Annotated in this window: 14 protein-coding genes; 10 read left to right on the top strand and 4 right to left on the bottom strand. The window is 73.7% G+C overall.

Features of this window, described 5'->3' with window-relative positions; all coding sequences use genetic code 11:
* Positions 1–31 precede the first annotated feature (31 nt).
* The 9 genes from ADL03_RS21510 to ADL03_RS21470 all read left to right on the top strand — a co-directional run bounded on the left by ADL03_RS21510 (position 32) and on the right by ADL03_RS21470 (position 9,675).
* Positions 32–784: an SDR family NAD(P)-dependent oxidoreductase gene (locus ADL03_RS21510; protein ID WP_053735309.1), complete on the top strand. Its 753-nt coding sequence runs from the start codon at positions 32–34 to the stop codon at positions 782–784.
* Positions 777–1,745 carry an aldo/keto reductase gene (locus ADL03_RS21505; RefSeq protein WP_053735308.1) on the top strand — a complete coding sequence of 323 codons (969 nt, stop codon included), beginning with the start codon at positions 777–779 and terminating at the stop codon, positions 1,743–1,745. The genes ADL03_RS21510 and ADL03_RS21505 overlap by 8 nt, the downstream gene beginning before the upstream one ends.
* Positions 1,746–1,786: 41 nt before the next feature.
* Positions 1,787–2,632 (top strand): fumarylacetoacetate hydrolase family protein, encoded by an 846-nt coding sequence (locus ADL03_RS21500; protein ID WP_053735307.1) that lies wholly within the window; start codon positions 1,787–1,789, stop codon positions 2,630–2,632.
* Entirely contained in the window at positions 2,629–3,486 is an 858-nt protein-coding gene (locus tag ADL03_RS21495) for an amidohydrolase (RefSeq protein WP_053735306.1), read from the top strand. The genes ADL03_RS21500 and ADL03_RS21495 overlap by 4 nt, the downstream gene beginning before the upstream one ends.
* Complete coding sequence (gene larA / locus ADL03_RS21490) at positions 3,486–4,769, top strand: nickel-dependent lactate racemase (RefSeq protein ID WP_053735305.1); 1,284 nt, start codon at positions 3,486–3,488, stop codon at positions 4,767–4,769. Before ADL03_RS21495 ends, larA begins: the two co-directional genes overlap by 1 nt.
* Positions 4,766–5,896 carry a glycerate kinase gene (locus ADL03_RS21485; protein WP_157529057.1) on the top strand — a complete coding sequence of 377 codons (1,131 nt, stop codon included), beginning with the start codon at positions 4,766–4,768 and terminating at the stop codon, positions 5,894–5,896. Before larA ends, ADL03_RS21485 begins: the two co-directional genes overlap by 4 nt.
* A complete protein-coding gene (larB, locus tag ADL03_RS21480) occupies positions 5,893–6,576 on the top strand; it encodes a nickel pincer cofactor biosynthesis protein LarB (RefSeq protein WP_082373336.1) in 684 nt (227 codons plus the stop codon). The genes ADL03_RS21485 and larB overlap by 4 nt, the downstream gene beginning before the upstream one ends.
* Positions 6,577–6,889: 313 nt before the next feature.
* The gene (gene larC / locus ADL03_RS50510; protein WP_197288529.1) at positions 6,890–8,866 is read left to right on the top strand and encodes a nickel insertion protein; all 1,977 of its coding nucleotides are present in this window, start codon (positions 6,890–6,892) and stop codon (positions 8,864–8,866) included.
* Positions 8,866–9,675, top strand: coding sequence for an ATP-dependent sacrificial sulfur transferase LarE (locus ADL03_RS21470; protein ID WP_053735304.1), 810 nt, complete (start codon positions 8,866–8,868; stop codon positions 9,673–9,675). The genes larC and ADL03_RS21470 overlap by 1 nt, the downstream gene beginning before the upstream one ends.
* Here ADL03_RS21470 and ADL03_RS21465 read toward each other — a convergent pair.
* On the bottom strand, positions 9,662–10,273 hold the full coding sequence (locus ADL03_RS21465) for a TetR/AcrR family transcriptional regulator (protein WP_231642100.1): 612 nt from the start codon (positions 10,271–10,273) through the stop codon (positions 9,662–9,664). The genes ADL03_RS21470 and ADL03_RS21465 overlap by 14 nt on opposite strands.
* An 85-nt stretch (positions 10,274–10,358) precedes the next feature.
* On the opposite strand from ADL03_RS21465, the gene ADL03_RS21460 reads away from it, so the two are divergent.
* Entirely contained in the window at positions 10,359–10,922 is a 564-nt protein-coding gene (locus ADL03_RS21460) for an NADPH-dependent FMN reductase (RefSeq protein WP_053735303.1), read from the top strand.
* Between the two features lie 56 nt (positions 10,923–10,978).
* Here the strand turns inward: ADL03_RS21460 and ADL03_RS21455 are convergent, their stop codons facing one another.
* From ADL03_RS21455 to ADL03_RS21445, 3 genes are all read right to left on the bottom strand, one after another.
* Entirely contained in the window at positions 10,979–12,571 is a 1,593-nt protein-coding gene (locus tag ADL03_RS21455) for a cellulase family glycosylhydrolase (protein WP_053735302.1), read from the bottom strand.
* A 170-nt stretch (positions 12,572–12,741) separates the two neighbouring features.
* Positions 12,742–14,769: a cellulose binding domain-containing protein gene (locus tag ADL03_RS21450; RefSeq protein WP_053735357.1), complete on the bottom strand. Its 2,028-nt coding sequence runs from the start codon at positions 14,767–14,769 to the stop codon at positions 12,742–12,744.
* Between the two features lie 230 nt (positions 14,770–14,999).
* Entirely contained in the window at positions 15,000–15,308 is a 309-nt protein-coding gene (locus ADL03_RS21445; RefSeq protein ID WP_053735301.1) for a hypothetical protein, read from the bottom strand.
* Positions 15,309–15,328 lie beyond the last annotated feature (20 nt).

The raw sequence follows: 15,328 nt of genomic DNA, 5'->3' as shown, positions 1-15,328 counted from the left end.
CGCAAGCATTCGACGAACGGAGCGATCGGTCATGGGTGACTTCGACGGGCTGGTGGCGCTGGTCACCGGTGGTGGTTCCGGCATCGGCAGGAGCACCGCCGAGCTGCTGGCCGCCCGCGGTGCGCGCGTCGCCGTGCTCGACCTCGCGGCGGAGGACCTGCCGGAGGGCATGTTGTTCGTGCGGGCCGACGTCACGGACGACGAGAGCGTCCGCGCGGCCGTGGCGGCGGTGGCCGAGCACTTCGGCGGCCTCGACGTCGTGGTGAACAACGCGGGCATCGGCGCGCAGGGTGACGTGACCGCCGCGACCGACGCCGAGTGGCTGAAGGTGTTCGACGTCAACGTGCTGGGGATGGCCAGGGTGGCCCGCGCCGCCCTGCCGCACCTGCGGAAGTCCAGCGCCGCCGCCATCGTGAACACCGGCTCGATCGCCGGGACCGCCGGTCTGCCGCAACGGGCCGTCTACTCGGCGAGCAAGGGTGCCGTGCACGCGCTGACCCGCGCGCTCGCCGCCGACCACGTCCGCGAGGGCGTCCGCGTGAACGCCGTGGCGCCCGGCACCGCCGACACCCCGTGGGTGCGCAGGCTCCTCGACTCGACGACGGACCCGGCGGCCGAGCTCGCGGCGCTGGAGGCCAGGCAACCGCACGGCCGGCTCGTCAGCGCCGACGAGGTGGCCGGGGCGATCGCGTACCTCGCGAGCCCGCTGTCCGGTTCCACCACGGGAACCGTGCTCGCCGTCGACGGCGGCATGGACGCGCTGCGGCTGCGTCCCCGTGGCTGACCAGCGCAGCCGGCTCGGCCTCGGCACGTCCCCGCTGGGCAACCTGTACACCGAGGTGAGCGACGACGCCGCCCGCGCGGTCGTCGACGCGGCGTGGGAGGCCGGCGTCCGGATCTTCGACACCGCTCCGCACTACGGGCTGGGCCTCGCGGAACGACGGCTGGGCGCCGCACTGCGGGACCGGCCGCGTGCCGAGTTCGTGGTGTCCACCAAGGTGGGACGGCTGCTGGTGCCCGACGCCGGTGGTGCCGGGCTCGACCCGGAGGGCTTCGCGGTACCGGCGACGCACCGCCGCGTGTGGGACTTCAGCGCGGACGGCGTGCGCAGGAGCCTGGAGTCGTCGCTGGACCGCCTCGGGCTCGACCGGGTGGACGTGGTGTACCTGCACGACCCGGACGACCACTGGGAGCAGGCGGCCGGCGAGGCGCTGCCCGCACTGGTGGAGCTGCGCGAGCAGGGCGTCGTCGGCGCGATCGGGGCCGGGATGAACCAGTGGGAGCTGCTCGCTCGGTTCGTGCGCGCGTCCGAAGTGGACACGGTCGACGCGGTGCTGCTCGCCAACCGCTACACCCTGCTCGAACAGCCCGCACTGGCCGAGCTCCTGCCGCTGTGCGCGGAGCGCGGGGTGGACGTGGTCGCCGCCGGGCTGTTCAACTCCGGCCTGCTCGCCACGCAGGACGTGCCGGACGACGCCACCTACGACTACCGGACCGCCCCGGCGGAGGTCGTCGGCCGGGCCCGCCGGATCGCCGCCGTCTGCGCACGGCACGGCACGACGCTGCCGGCCGCGGCGCTGTGGTTCCCCCTCGGCCACCCGGCGGTGACCGGCGTGCTGGTCGGTGCCCGCACCGAGGCCGAGATCCGCGCGAACGTGGCCGCGTTCGACACGCCCCCGCCCGCCGGGCTGTGGGCGGAGCTGCGCGACGAAGGACTGCTCGGGGCCGGCGTACCGACCCCCTGACTCCGACAACGGCATCGACGAAGAACGGATGAGGAACGGCAATGCGACTGCTGCGAGTGGGCGATCCCGGCACCGAGATCCCCGTGGTGCTGGACGACGCCGGCCAGGCGCGTGACCTGCGCCCGGTGACGAGCGAGATCAGCGGTGACTTCCTCGCGGACGGCGGTGTGGCACGGGTGCGTGCCGCGCTGGCCGGACTGCCGGAGCTGGACGTCACCGGACTGCGGATCGGCGCGCCGGTCGCCCGTCCCGGTGCGCTGGTCTGCATCGGGCTCAACTACTCCGACCACGCGGCGGAGACCTCGGCGCAACCGCCGAGTGAACCCGTGGTGTTCATGAAGAACACCAACACGGTCGTCGGGCCGAACGACACCGTGCTGATCCCCAGGAAGAGCACGAAGACCGACTACGAGGTGGAGCTGGCGGTCGTTCTCGGTGCCACCGCGCGGTATCTGGACAGCCCGGCGGACGCGGCGGGCGTGATCGCGGGCTACGCGGTCTCCGACGACGTCAGCGAGCGCGAGTTCCAGATCGAGCGCGGCGGCCAGTGGACCAAGGGCAAGTCCTGCGAGACGTTCAACCCGCTGGGGCCGTGGCTGGTCACCGCGGACGAGGTGGGCGACCCGCAGGCGCTCGGGCTGCGGCTGAGCGTCAACGGCGAGCTGCGCCAGGACGGGAACACGAAGAACATGGTGTTCGGCGTGCACCACGTCATCTGGTACCTCAGCCAGTTCATGGTCCTCGAACCCGGTGACGTGGTGAACACCGGCACGCCCGCCGGGGTGGCGCTCGGCGTGAACGACTTCGGCTACCTGCGCGAGGGCGACACCGTCGAGGTGAGCGTCGACCGCCTGGGCGTGCAGCGGCACCGGATCGGACAGGCATGACCGCGCCGCGCCGGATCGACGCCCACCACCACCTGTGGGACCTGTCCGCCCGGCCGCAGGACTGGCTCGACGCGCCGGAGGTCGAGCGGATCCGGCGCGACTTCGGTCCCGCCGACCTCCGCGCGGTGACCGAGCTGGCCGGGGTGGATGCCACGGTGCTGGTCCAGGTGCTTCCCGACGTCGAGGAGACGGCGGAGTTCCTGGCGCTGGCGAAGGACTCCGACCTGATCGCCGGTGTCGTGGGCTGGGTGGACCTCACCGCGCCCGACGTGGCCGAGCAGCTGGACCGGCTGAGGTCGGGGCCCGGCGGCGACCGGCTGGTGGGCGTGCGGCACCTCGTGCAGTCCGAGCCGGACCCGGACTGGCTCATGCGGCCCGCGGTGCTGGCCGGGCTGCGGGCGGTGCGCGACGCCGGGCTGGCCTACGACGTGCTGACCCGGCCGCACCAGCTGCCCGCGGCGCTGGTGGCGGTGCGGTCGGTGCCGGACCTGCGGTTCGCCGTCGACCACCTGTCCAAACCGGACATCGCGCACCGGGAGTACCAGCCGTGGGCGACACACCTCGCGGCGCTGGCGGCCGAGCCGAACGTGACCGCGAAGGTGTCCGGGCTGGTGACCGAGGCGGGTCCACAGTGGACCGCAGAGGACCTGCGGCCGGTCGTCGACGTCGCGCTGGAGGTGTTCGGGCCCGGTCGGCTGATGGTCGGCTCGGACTGGCCGGTGTGCCTGCTCGCCGCCTCCTACGAGGACGTGCTGGGCGCCGCGGAGGAGCTGACCGCGGGCCTGTCGGCGGACGAGCGCGCCGAGGTGTTCGCCGGCACGGCCGCCCGCGTCTACCGGTTGGGGGAGCGGTGATGCGGACCGTGCGGCTGGCCTACGGCGAGACCGGGCTGGACCTCCGCGTCGACCCGGCGGTGACCACGGTCGTGACACCGCGGCACCACCGGGTCTCCGAGCCACCGCGGGACGTTCTGCGGCGGGCGTTGCGGTCCCCGGTCGCGGGTCCGCCGCTGCGCAGCCGGGTGCGGCGCGGCCAGACCGTGGCGATCTCGGCCTGCGACGGCACGCGCCCGCAGCCGCGGCACCTGATGATCCCGGCGGTCCTGGAGGAGCTCGACGGGCTGGTCGACCCCGCCGACGTCGTGGTGCTGGTCGCCACCGGCACCCACCGCGGCAACACCGACGCCGAGCTGCGGGCGATGTTCGGCGACGAGGTGGTCGACTCGGTGCGGATCGTCAACCACGACGCCCGTGACCGCGACAGCCTGACGTGGCTGGGCCGGCTCGGCGCGGACGTGCCGGTGTGGCTCAACAGCGAGTGGGTCGCCGCGGACGTGCGGATCACCACCGGGTTCGTCGAACCGCACTTCTTCGCCGGGTTCTCCGGCGGGCCGAAGCTCGTCGCGCCGGGCCTCGCCGCGCTGGAGACGGTGCTGGTGCTGCACGACGCGCGGCGGATCGGGCACCCGCGGGCGACGTGGGGCGTCATCGAGGGCAACCCGGTGCACGACGACGTGCGCGCCATCGCGGCCGCCACCGGCGTGACCTTCGGGTTCGACGTCGTGCTGAACCAGGACAAGGAGGTCGTCGCCGCGTTCGGCGGAGACCTGCTCGACATGCACGCGGAGGCCGTGCGCACGGCCCGTGAAGTCGCGATGCAGCCGGTGCCGCACCTGTTCGACGTCGTGGTGACGACCAACTCCGGCTACCCGCTCGACCAGAACCTCTACCAGTCGGTGAAGGGCATGTCGGCGGCCTACCAGGTGGTGCGGCCGGGCGGCACGATCGTGTGCGCCGCCGAGTGCCGCGACGGTTTCCCCGACCACGGCTCGTACCGCGAGGTCCTCGCCTCCGCCGACTCGCCGGCGGCGTTGTTCGCGGAGATCTCCGCGCGCGAGGTCACCGTGCCCGACCAGTGGCAGGTGCAGATCCAGGCGCGCATCCAGGCCGACTGCCGGGTGGTCATGCACACCTCGCACCTCAGCGACGCCGACCTGGCCACCGCGCACCTGGAGCAGACGGCGGACATCTCCCTCGCGGTGCGGGAGGCGCTCGCGGCGGCGGGGCCCGGTGCCCGCCTGTGCGTGCTTCCCGAAGGGCCGCAGACGATCCCGTACGTCACCGGGGGCCGCCGATGAGCGGCAAGGTGCTCGTCTGCCTCGACAAGTTCCGCGGCTGCCTGACCGCGGCGCAGGCCTGTGCCGCCGTTGTCGCCGGGGTGGTCGACGCGGGCGGTGCCGCGGTGGCGATGCCGGTCGCGGACGGCGGCGAGGGCACGCTCGCGGCACTGGCCCAGGCCGGGTACCGCGAGGTCCACGTCGACGTCACCGGCCCCACCGGACGGCCGGTGCGGGCCGCGTTCGCCGTGCGCGGTACCCGCGCGGTGGTCGAGCTGGCCACGGCGAGCGGCCTCGACGCGTTACCGGACGGCCGGCTCGCCCCGCTGGTCGCCGACAGCCACGGCACCGGCGAGCTGATCCGTGCCGCGCTCGACCACGGCTGCCTCGACATCGTGCTCGCGGTGGGCGGCAGCGCCACGACCGACGGGGGAGCGGGCCTGCTGCGCGCACTCGGCGCCCGGATCACCGACTCCCGCGGCGCGCCGGTCGGGCCGGGCGGTGCCGCGCTGACCGGCGTGGCCCACGTGGACCTGTCCGGTCTGGACTTCCGGCTGCGGCTGGCACGGGTGACGCTGGTGTCCGATGTGGACAACCCGCTGACCGGCCCGTCCGGTGCCGCCGCGGTGTTCGGCCCGCAGAAGGGCGCGTCACCGCGGGACGTGGAGGTGCTGGAACGCGGCCTGCGCCGGTTCGCGGCCGTCCTCGCCGCCGAGACCGGCCGTGACCTGAGCGGCGAACCGGGTGCGGGTGCGGCCGGTGGCACCGGCTTCGCCGCGCTGGCCGCCCTCGGCGCCCGCCGCGCGTCCGGCGCGGACTTCGTCCTGGCCGAGATCGGCGTCGAGGAGGCCCTGCGCACCGCCGCGCTCGTCGTGGTCGGCGAGGGCCGGTTCGACGAGCAGAGCCTGCGCGGCAAGGCCCCCGTCGGCGTGACGGAGGCGGCCCGGCGGCACGGCGTCCCGGTCGTGGTCGTCGCGGGCGACGTCCGCCTCTCCGCGGACCAGCTGCGCGCGGCCGGCGTGAGCGCGGCGTGGTCGTTGCTGGCCCGCGCCGGAAACCTCGACGCCGCCGTCAGCCGGGCGCCGGAGCTGCTGGCGCAGATCGGGCGCGAGCTGCCGTCCGTCGTGGCGAGGGGAGGGGCGGCGTGACCGGACCGGACGCCGTGGACCTGGGTTTCGCCAGGGTGGACGTCGGCCGCGAGGCCCGCCAGGGACTGCCGGAGGTCGTCTACGGCACCGGCAAGACCGCGGCCCAGATCACCTCGATCGTCCGCACCCTGCTGCGGCACAACGACGGTCCGGTGCTCGCCACCCGCGTTGCCCCTGAAGTCGCGGCCGCTGTGGTGAGTGAGGTGCCCGACGGCACGTACGACCCCGCGGCCCGCCTCCTCGGCTGGCGCCCGGCCGCACCGACCGGGTTCACCGTCGTGGTCGCCGCCGCCGGTACCGCCGACCAGCCCGTGGCCCACGAGGCCGCCGCCATCGCCACGGCCGTCGGGCTCGACGTCACCACCGTCACCGACGTGGGCGTGGCCGGGCTGCACCGCCTGCTCGCCGAGCAGGACCGGTTGCGCGCGGCGGACACCGTGATCGTCGTCGCGGGCATGGAGGGTGCGCTGGCCAGCGCGATCGGTGGGCTCGTCGCGTGCCCGGTGGTCGCCGTGCCGACGTCGACCGGGTACGGCGCCGGGCTGGAGGGGATCACCGCGTTGCTGGCGATGCACGCGTCCTGCGCGGCCGGGATCACCGTGGTGAACATCGACTCCGGGTTCGGGGCGGCGATGGCGGCGTTCCGGCTGTCACGGGTGGCTCGCCGGGGCGCGCTGTGAACCGGGAACGCGGTTCGGCCGCCGTGGTGTCCGCGTCCGGCCGGGGTGGCGTGATGAGCCGGGAACGCGGTTCGGGCGTGTCTGCGGTTTGCCGGGGGGTGTGTGGGATGCGGGGTTCGCGCGTGTCTGGAGCCCGCTGTGTCGTGGGCGGGGCTTGTGGTTCGGGTGCCGTGGTGTCCGGGTCTTGCCGGGGTGTGGTCGCGGGCCGGGCCTGCGGTCCGGTTGCCGTGGCGTTCGGGTCCCGGCCGAGCGCCGTCCCGAGCCCGGCTCGCGGTTCCGTCGCTGTACCTGGCCTTCTCCGCTGGAGCGCGCCATGAACCGGATCTGCGTCATCGCGCCGTTCACCGGGCTGGCCGGTGACATGCTGCTGGCCGCGCTGGTCGACGCCGGCGCGTCGCTGGACGCCGTCCGCGCCGCCGTCGCCGACACCGGCCTGACCGGCTGGGACCTCACCGTCGAACGGGTCCTCACCCACGGCCTCAGCGCCCGCCGGGCGGTCGTCGCGGTCTCCGACGACGCCACGAGCCGCAAGGCGGGCGACTTGATCGCCATGGCCCGCCGGGTGCGCTCCCGGCCCGTCGCGGACCTGGCGGTGGCCGCCCTGCGGGCCGTGGCCGAGGTGGAGGGCCGCCTGCACGGCGAGGACCCCGACGAGGTGCACCTGCACGAGCTCGGCGGCCACGACACGCTCGTGGACGTCGTCGGCGTCGCCGCCGCCCTGCACGCGCTCGGTGTCGGAACCGTCCACTGCGAGCCGCTGCCGCTCGGTACCGGCTCGGTCAGGACGGCCCACGGCGTGCTGCCCTGCCCGGCACCGGCGACCGCGGCACTGCTGGAGGGCGCGGTGGTCACCGGCACGCCCCTGACCGGCGAGACCGTCACCCCGACCGCCGCCGCCCTGCTGCGCGCGATGTCGGCCGACTACCGCCCGCCCCCGCCGATGCGGTTGACCGCCACCGGCTACGGGGCGGGAACGAGGACACTGCCCGACCGGCCGAACGTCGCCGTGGTGCGGATCGGCGACCCGGTGGGAGCGCACCGCACCGGCGCGGTGGCCGGGGAGGCCCGTGGCCTCGCCGCCGCGGCGGGTGCCGACCACGGCAGCACTGCTGCGGTGCACGGCGACACGGACAAACGCCGTGGCCTCGGTGCTGCGGTGGGTGCCGCCCACACCGGCGCGGTGGCCGGGAACACCCGTGGCCTCGCCGTCACGGACGCCGACCACGCCGGCGCCTCGGGCGGGGACACCGGTAGCAGCGCGGCGGCGGTGGGCACCGTTCACGGTGTCGGCGACGCAGGCGAATCCCGTGGCCTCGGTGCGGTACGTGTCGCCCACACGGGCGCGCTGGAAGGCGCGACCGCAGCCTCCGCCGCAGCCGAACCCGACACCGGCGACGCCCAGGGCGGCGAAATCCCGAGCCGCGCGGCCGTGATGGGGGCCGCCCCGAGTGCCGCCGCGGCCAGCGGAACCACGGATGTTGCCGCCGTAGGCGCCGACCCGCGCGTCCCCAGGGTCGGTGAAGCCGCCAGTCGCGCGGCCGTGGTGGGGGCCGCCCCGAGTGCCGCCGCGGCCAGCGGAACCACGGATGTTGCCGCCGTAGGCGCCGACCCGCGCGTCCCCGGGGTCGGTGAAGCCGCCAGTCGCGCGGCCGTGGTGGGAGCCGCCCCGTGTGTCGCCGCGGCCAGCGGAACCACGGGCGTTGCCGCCCCCGGTGCCCCCGCAGCCGACGGAACCGCCAGTTGCGCGGCCGAAGCCGCCCCCGGCGCCCCCACCGCCGACGACCCCCAGCTCCTCGACACCGCCGCCCCGCCGCACCACCAACCACCGCCACACCACCAACCACCGCCACACCACCCGCCACCGGACACGCGGGACCTCGTCGTGCTGGAGACCAACCTCGACGACGTCACCGGCGAGGTCCTCGGCCACGTCGTCGGCCTGCTGCTCGACAGCGGCGCCCTCGACAGCTGGACCACCCCGGCCGTGATGAAGAAGGGCCGGCCCGCGCACGTGCTGCACGCACTGGCCACGCCCGAGAACGCCGACGCGCTCGAACGGCTGATGTTCGCCGAGACCGGCACCCTCGGTGTGCGGCGGACGGCGGTGCGGCGCACGGCCGTGGCCCGCACCAGCGATGTCGTGCGGGTGCACGGCATGCCGGTGCGCCGCAAGCACGGACCGCACCACGGCAAGCCCGAGTACGACGACGCCGCCGCCGTGGCCAGGCAGACGGGGCTGCCGCTGCGCTCCGTGCTGGCCATGGCCGCGGAACTGCCGAAGGAGCATTGATGCACACCGCCACCACCGCGGCCCGGCTCGTCGTGCGGCTCGCCGGGATCGGGCCGGTCGCGGTCGCGTTCTCCGGCGGCGCGGACTCGGCGCTGGTGCTGGCCGCCGCCGTGCGGGCCAGTGGGCCGGACGCCGTTCTCGCGGTCACCGCCGACTCGGCCAGTCTCGCCGCCGCCGAGCTCACGGGCGCCGTCGCCTTCGCGCACGACCTCGGGGTGCGGCACATCGCGCCCGCCACCTCCGAGCTGGACAGTCCCGGGTACGTCGCGAACGGCCGTGACCGGTGCTACTTCTGCAAGTCCACGGTCCTGGACGCCATCACGGCGGTCGCGCGGGAGCACGGGCTGACGGCGGTGGCGACCGGCACGAACGCCGACGACGCGCGGGACCCGTTCCGGCCCGGCATCCGCGCCGGTGACGAGATCGGTGTGCACACGCCGTTGCGGGAGCTGGGGATGACGAAGGCCGACGTCCGGGCGGTGAGCCGGCTGTGGCGGCTGTCCACGTGGGACAAACCGGCGCAGCCGTGCCTGGCGAGCCGGGTGCGGTACGGGCTCACGATCACGCCCGCGCGACTGGCCAGGGTGGAACGCGCCGAGGTGGCCGTGCGGGCCTGGCTGGCCGACGCCGGCACGCCCTCCAGGGACCTGCGGGTGCGCGACCTCGGCGACGTCGGGCGGGTCGAGCTCGACCCGCAGCTGGCCGAGCGGCCGGAGGTCAGGGCGGGGCTGGCCGAGGTGGTGCGCGCCGCGGGGTTCGGCGGTGCGGAGCTCGCGGTGTTCCGGTCGGGGGCGCTCAACCACGAGTGACCGGCAGCAGCCGGTCGAGCAGGTCGTGCCAGCCCGCCTCCAGCCGGTGCGCGGTCATGCCGTGGTCGGTCACCAGGTGGCCCACGAGGACGACGTCCACCGAGGCCAGCAGGGTGTGGGCGAGCAGGTCGGCGTCGGCGCCCGGGAGCAGCGTGCGGACCAGTGCCGCGACGTGGGCGTGGCGCAGCCGTTTGGCCGGGACCGCGAACCGGCGCTGCGGCGTGGGTTCGGCGGCGAGGTAGAGGTCGCGGTGCGTGCGTTCGTGGCGCAGCAGGGCCGGTCCGAACGCACGGAGCCGCGCGTCCGCGTCGGCGCCGGGGCCCAACGGTGGCGGGCCGCTGAGGAACGCCTCCTGGAACTGCCGTTCCGCGTGGTCGAGCAACGCCTGCAGCAGGCCGTTGCGGTCGCCGAAGCGGCGCGACACCGTGCCCTTGCCGACGCCGGCCGCGGCCGCCACCATCTCCATGGTGAGCGCGGCCGCGCCGTGCTCGGCCGCCAGCCTGGCCGCGGCCTCCAGCAGGCGGGCCCGGTTGCGCACCGCGTCCGCACGCAGGTGTGGCTCCGTGCCCACGAGGGGCAGGGGTGTGCCGCTGATCACCTCAGGAGCCTAACCGGAAGATAACCGGGCCGCGTCCCGTTTACGCTGGTGTCATCCTGTTCGACCCGCACTCAGGAGCATTCACATGGCCGTCCGCATTCTCACCCTCGTCGGCAGCCTCCGCGCCGGATCGCACAACCGCAGGCTCGCGGAGGCTGCGGTGCAGATCGCGCCGGAGCACGTCGAGGTGAGCCTGTTCGACGGGCTCGACACCGTGCCGTTCTACAACGAGGACATCGACGTCGAGGGCACCGTCCCCGCGCAGGCCGTCAAGCTGCGCGAGGCCGCGGGTGACGCCGACGCGCTGCTCTTGGTCTCGCCCGAGTACAACGGCACCATCCCCGCGGTGCTGAAGAACGCCATCGACTGGCTGTCGCGCCCCTACGGCGCCGGCGCCCTGTCCGGCAAGCCGGTCGCCGTCGTCGGCACCGCGTTCGGCCAGTACGGCGGCGTGTGGGCGCAGGACGAGGCGCGCAAGGCCGTCCGGATCGCCGGCGCCGACGTCGCGGAGGACCTGACGCTGTCGATCCCCGGCTCGGTGGTCCGCTTCGCCGAGCTGCACCCGGTCGACGACCCCGAGGTCACCGAGAAGCTGTCCGCCGTCATCGAGGGCCTGGCCGCTCGCGCCAGCGCCACCGCCACCGTCTGACCCGCCCGACCGACATACGGCCGTGGTGCCCGCACGGGCACCACGGCCGAATGCTGTCATGCGCCGCAGGCCGCCTGGTTGAGCGTGACGGCCGAGGGTGCGCTCGCCGTCCCGTTGGCGGTGAAACCGAGCGACACGGCCGCTCCCGGTGCCAGGGACGTGCTGTGCGACGGCGCGGTCACGGTGACCGTGGTGCCGCTCTGGCTGAAGGTGCCGTTCCAGCCGTTGACGATGGTGGCCCCCGCGGGCAGCGTGAACGTGACCTTCCACGGGTTGGCCGCGCTGGTGCCGGTGTTGGTCACCGTCAGCGCGCCCTGGAACCCGCCCTGCCACGAGTTGTCCAGCTTCCACGCCGACCTGCAGGCACCGGTGCCGGGGCCGGGGGTGGTCGTGGTGCTCGTCGGACCGGTCCCGCCACCGGTCGGCGGGATGAGGTAGGGCTGCAGGATGCTCTGCTTCGCCTGGTTGACCGTGGTCCAGTCGTCGCCGACGATGCCGCCGGTGTCACCGGAGTTGGGGTTCCACGACCAGTAGGTGAACGACATGCCGTTGACGCCGGTCCCGGTGTAGGCCATGAGGTTCTCCAGCCACACCTTGTCGACCGGGTTGGCCAGCGTGGTGCCGAACTCACCCATCATCAGCGGCGCGATGTTCTGCTTGTACAGGTAACCCCAGTACTTGTCCCAGATCGCGGGCATGTTGGCCGGGTAGTCGGGCGCGCTGAACCACGGCTGGTTGTAGACCGAGGTCGCGTACTCGTGCGGCGAGTACACCAGCCGGTTGGCCACGGACAGGCGCACCGGGAACTCACCGGCCTTCGACAGGTTCCCGCCCCACCAGCCGCAGTCCTCGTCGTTGGTCGGGTCGCCGTCCCACACGTTCGACAGCCCGCCGCTCGGGCAGCTGACGCCCTCGACGAAGATCAGCCAGTTCGGCTGCACGCCCAGGATCGCGTTGCCCGCGCGTTCCGCGGCCAGCCGCCAGTCGCGGGCGGTGTCGCCGCAGCCCCAGCACGACCCGGTCGCGGCCGGGTTGGTGCCCTCGGCGTGCGGCTCGTTGTGCAGGTCGGCGCCGATGACCGTGCTGTTGCCCGCGTAGCGCTGGGCGAGCATCTTCCAGTCGTTGATCCAGGTCGACTCCGGGACACCGGCGGTGTACCAGAGCGCGGTCTGGCCGGCGCTGGTCGGGCGGTGCCGGTCGAGGATGACCCGCATCCCCTTCTGCCCCACGTAGTCGATCACCTTGTCGAGGATCTGCAACGGGGACAGCCCGACCAGGTCGGGGTTGGTGTAGTCGTTGATGCCGGTGGCCTTGGCGTCGGGCTTGAGCGCGTCGTTGGAGAACGGGATGCGCAACGTGTTGTAGCCCAGCTGCGCCATCTGGTCGAGCTGCTGGCGCCACGTCCGGCTGGCCCACAGGCCGTGGAAGGTCTTGTTGTCGGTCTCCATCCCGAACCAGTTGATGCCGGTCAGCCGGACCGTCGCACCGGTGCTGTCCAGGATCTTGCTGCCGCTGGTGTGCAGGTACCCGGTGCCCGTTCCGCCCGCGGCCGCCGCCGTGACCTGGCTCGCCGTGCCGAGGGCGACCATCCCGCTCACGGCCACCACGGCCGCGACCAGCGCGCCTGAAATCTTGTTCCGCCGCTTCATCTGCTCTCCTTTGAGCAACGCCGCAGTGACGTTCTGGGAGCGCTCCCAGAGGGCGAGCGTAGTGAGCCGGGCGGCGGTGTCAAGGGTGCGTCGATATTCGACAACATCCACAGTGGACCGTCCGGTCACGTCGGTGCCCAGACGGTCCACTGTGGATCAGTGGGAGTTGCTCAGGTTGTGCGGCAGAGGGTTCCGTTCAGCGTGAACGCCGTCGGCGGGATGTTCGGCCCGGTGTAGCTGCCGACGAAGCCGGTGCCGACGGTCGCGCCCGGTTCGATGCGGCCGGTGCCGACGACGGTGACCGTGCTGCCGGCCTGGCTCCAGGTCGCGTTCCAGCCCGACGACACCTGTTGCAGGGCGGTGGGCCAGGTGAAGGTCAGCGTCCAGTCGGCGATCGCACGGGTGCCGGTGTTCGTGATGTCGACGCTGCCGACGAAGCCGCTGCTCCAGTCGCTCACGTTGCCCAGGCGGACCGAGCACGTGCTCGTGGCCGGGCTGCCGGTGGTCAGGGTGAGTGGGGGAGAGGCCCACGACAGGGCGCCGGAACCGTCCCGTGCCAGCACGTTGACCGTGTACCGGGTGCCGGGGCGCAGGTTCGGGACGGTGAACGAGGTGCCGGTCGTCTCACCCCACTGCTCGCTGGTGGTGCCGACCTGGCGGTGGACCTCGTACTTCACGCCACCGGGCACGGCCGGCCAGGTGATCGTGGCCGTGCGGTCGGTGACCGAGCTGAGCGCCGGTCGTCCTGGCGCGGCGGGCAGCTGCGCCGTCGCGGCCGGGTGCAGGACGAGGGTGGTGAGCGAGAACGGCGGCAGGGTGCGGCTGGTCGCGGTGCCGTCCGCCGACGTCACGACGCCGGTCGCGCCGTTGGTCAACGTGTGCACGGTCGGCGCGCCCGCGGCCGGGGTGTAGCCCGCGTAGTCGATGGTGACCGTGCGCGGGTTGTCCTGGTCGGCGTTGAGGAGCAGCACGGCGAGGTCGCCGTTCGGTCTGCGGACCGCGTGCGCCCTGACCGACGCGTCGTCGGAGCCGGCGCGGACGAGCTGGTCGCCCGGCCGTGCGAAGAGGCTGAGGACCTTCAACGCGTGGTACGGCGCGAACGGCGTGTTCAACGGCGGTTCACACGCGCCGTCGGGCAGGCAGCCACCGCTGGAGAGCAGCCCGAAGTCGTCGAAGTCCGGCTGACCGGCCACGGTCGAGGCCCGGCCGGGACCGTTGTGGGTGTTCCACCAGTCGACGGTGAAGACACCGTTCTCCAGCAACGAGGTGTAGGCCTCCGCCGCGAACAGCGCGCCCGGCTGGGTGTTGCGGCCGTAGGACGAGTTCAGCTCGGTCATGGCGATGCCCAGGCGGCCGGGGTCCGGCCCGGCGTACCTGGTGATCTGCTGGCGCAGCAGGTACGTCATGTCCGCGATCTGGTCCGTGGCCGCCAGCGTCTGCGCCGTCGTGGAACCGGACGGGTACCAGTGCACGATCACGAAGTCCACGTGCGGGCCCGCGATCGACAGCACGGTCTGGTTCCAGCTCGCGGCGTCGCCCTCGGCGACGATCGCGTCCGGCCAGTTCGCCGGGGTGGTCAGCACGGCGCCGACCTTGATGGTCGGGTCGGCCGCCTTCATCGCCTGGGCGAACGCCACGGTCTCCCGCGCGTACCCGGCCGGGCTCTTGTCCGGGTGGTCGTCCGCCTCCCACCCCGAGCCGTAGTGGCCGTTGCCGTAGAGCTCGTTGCCGATCTCCCAGTACTTCACGCCGTAGCCCTTGGTGACGTTGGCGTAGCGCACCCACTCGGCGGCTTCCTGCGGCGTGCCGGTGCCGTAGTTCGCGATGACGATCGGCTGGGCCTGAGCGCGGCGCACGCCGGTCATGAACGTGTCGAAGTCGGTGTTCGGCGCCACGTACCCGCCGGGAGCGGTGTGGTCCTTCCAGTGGTAGATGTCGCCGTACGACCCGCCGGGGTAGCGCATCATCCGCACGCCCGCGTCACCGAGCAGGTCGGCGACCGCCGGGGTGCCGAGCTGGCTGTCCCAGATCGCGTGGTTCACCCCGAGCGCGGTGTCCGGCACGGTCGCCAGCCCCGCTTTCGCGTTGACCACGACGGTGGCGTCCGCGGCCTGTCTGCCCGCGGCGGCGGTGCTCGCCACGGCGGGCAGGCAGGCCGCGACGAGCACGGTCACCAGGAGGAGCCGGCGGCTGGCCATGCGCATCACGTCCTCGTCGACGGAAGTTCTGGGAGCGCTCCCAGGTTCGTCGGCTGCCGCCCGAGGGTCAAGACGGCGTTCGGAGCCATCGGAAGCGTGGATGACCGGGCAGTCCACTTTCGACGGTCGATTCGACGCGAACGCACCCGAAGGGCGGAGCGGACTCGGCGGAGCCGCGGGAGTTCCTCTGCCACACGTGGCAAAGCCCGGTTGCCGGGCACCGGTGACCGTCAGCGCAACGTCACGGCACGCCACTGCTGGGCGTCGTCCGCGTCGCCGCCGGGCTTGTTCCGCTGGTACCAGTCCACGATCCGGCGCCTGCCCGCGTCGGTGATGTGGTAGCCGAGGTGCTCGCCGACGGGCGCCCAGATGAGCTCCGCGCGCAGCGCGTGCTCGATGGCGTCCCCGCGGCACATGCTCTGCAGCAGCCACGGCCACACCATGCCCTGCGCGGTCATCCACAGCACCCGCAGCACCGCCGTGTCGGGCAGCGCCGGGGCGTCGTCACCCGAGCTGTCGTAGAACCTGCCGGTCCGCATCCTGCAACCCCCGCTCTTCT

Origin of the sequence: Nocardia sp. NRRL S-836, from assembly GCF_001279525.1 — a bacterium.
Taxonomy (GTDB): domain Bacteria; phylum Actinomycetota; class Actinomycetes; order Mycobacteriales; family Pseudonocardiaceae; genus Lentzea.
Note: the sequence above shows the minus strand (reverse complement) of the source record. Positions and strands in the feature narration are given on the sequence as shown.

Coding starts and splice junctions, on each gene's coding strand:
- ADL03_RS21510 (WP_053735309.1), top strand. CDS start 32: ATGGGTGACTTCGACGGGCTGGTGGCGCTGGTCACCGGTGGTGGTTCC.
- ADL03_RS21450 (WP_053735357.1), bottom strand. CDS start 14,769: ATGGCCAGCCGCCGGCTCCTCCTGGTGACCGTGCTCGTCGCGGCCTGC.
- larC (WP_197288529.1), top strand. CDS start 6,890: ATGAACCGGATCTGCGTCATCGCGCCGTTCACCGGGCTGGCCGGTGAC.
- ADL03_RS21470 (WP_053735304.1), top strand. CDS start 8,866: ATGCACACCGCCACCACCGCGGCCCGGCTCGTCGTGCGGCTCGCCGGG.
- ADL03_RS21460 (WP_053735303.1), top strand. CDS start 10,359: ATGGCCGTCCGCATTCTCACCCTCGTCGGCAGCCTCCGCGCCGGATCG.
- larA (WP_053735305.1), top strand. CDS start 3,486: ATGCGGACCGTGCGGCTGGCCTACGGCGAGACCGGGCTGGACCTCCGC.
- ADL03_RS21500 (WP_053735307.1), top strand. CDS start 1,787: ATGCGACTGCTGCGAGTGGGCGATCCCGGCACCGAGATCCCCGTGGTG.
- ADL03_RS21485 (WP_157529057.1), top strand. CDS start 4,766: ATGAGCGGCAAGGTGCTCGTCTGCCTCGACAAGTTCCGCGGCTGCCTG.
- ADL03_RS21455 (WP_053735302.1), bottom strand. CDS start 12,571: ATGAAGCGGCGGAACAAGATTTCAGGCGCGCTGGTCGCGGCCGTGGTG.
- ADL03_RS21445 (WP_053735301.1), bottom strand. CDS start 15,308: ATGCGGACCGGCAGGTTCTACGACAGCTCGGGTGACGACGCCCCGGCG.
- ADL03_RS21495 (WP_053735306.1), top strand. CDS start 2,629: ATGACCGCGCCGCGCCGGATCGACGCCCACCACCACCTGTGGGACCTG.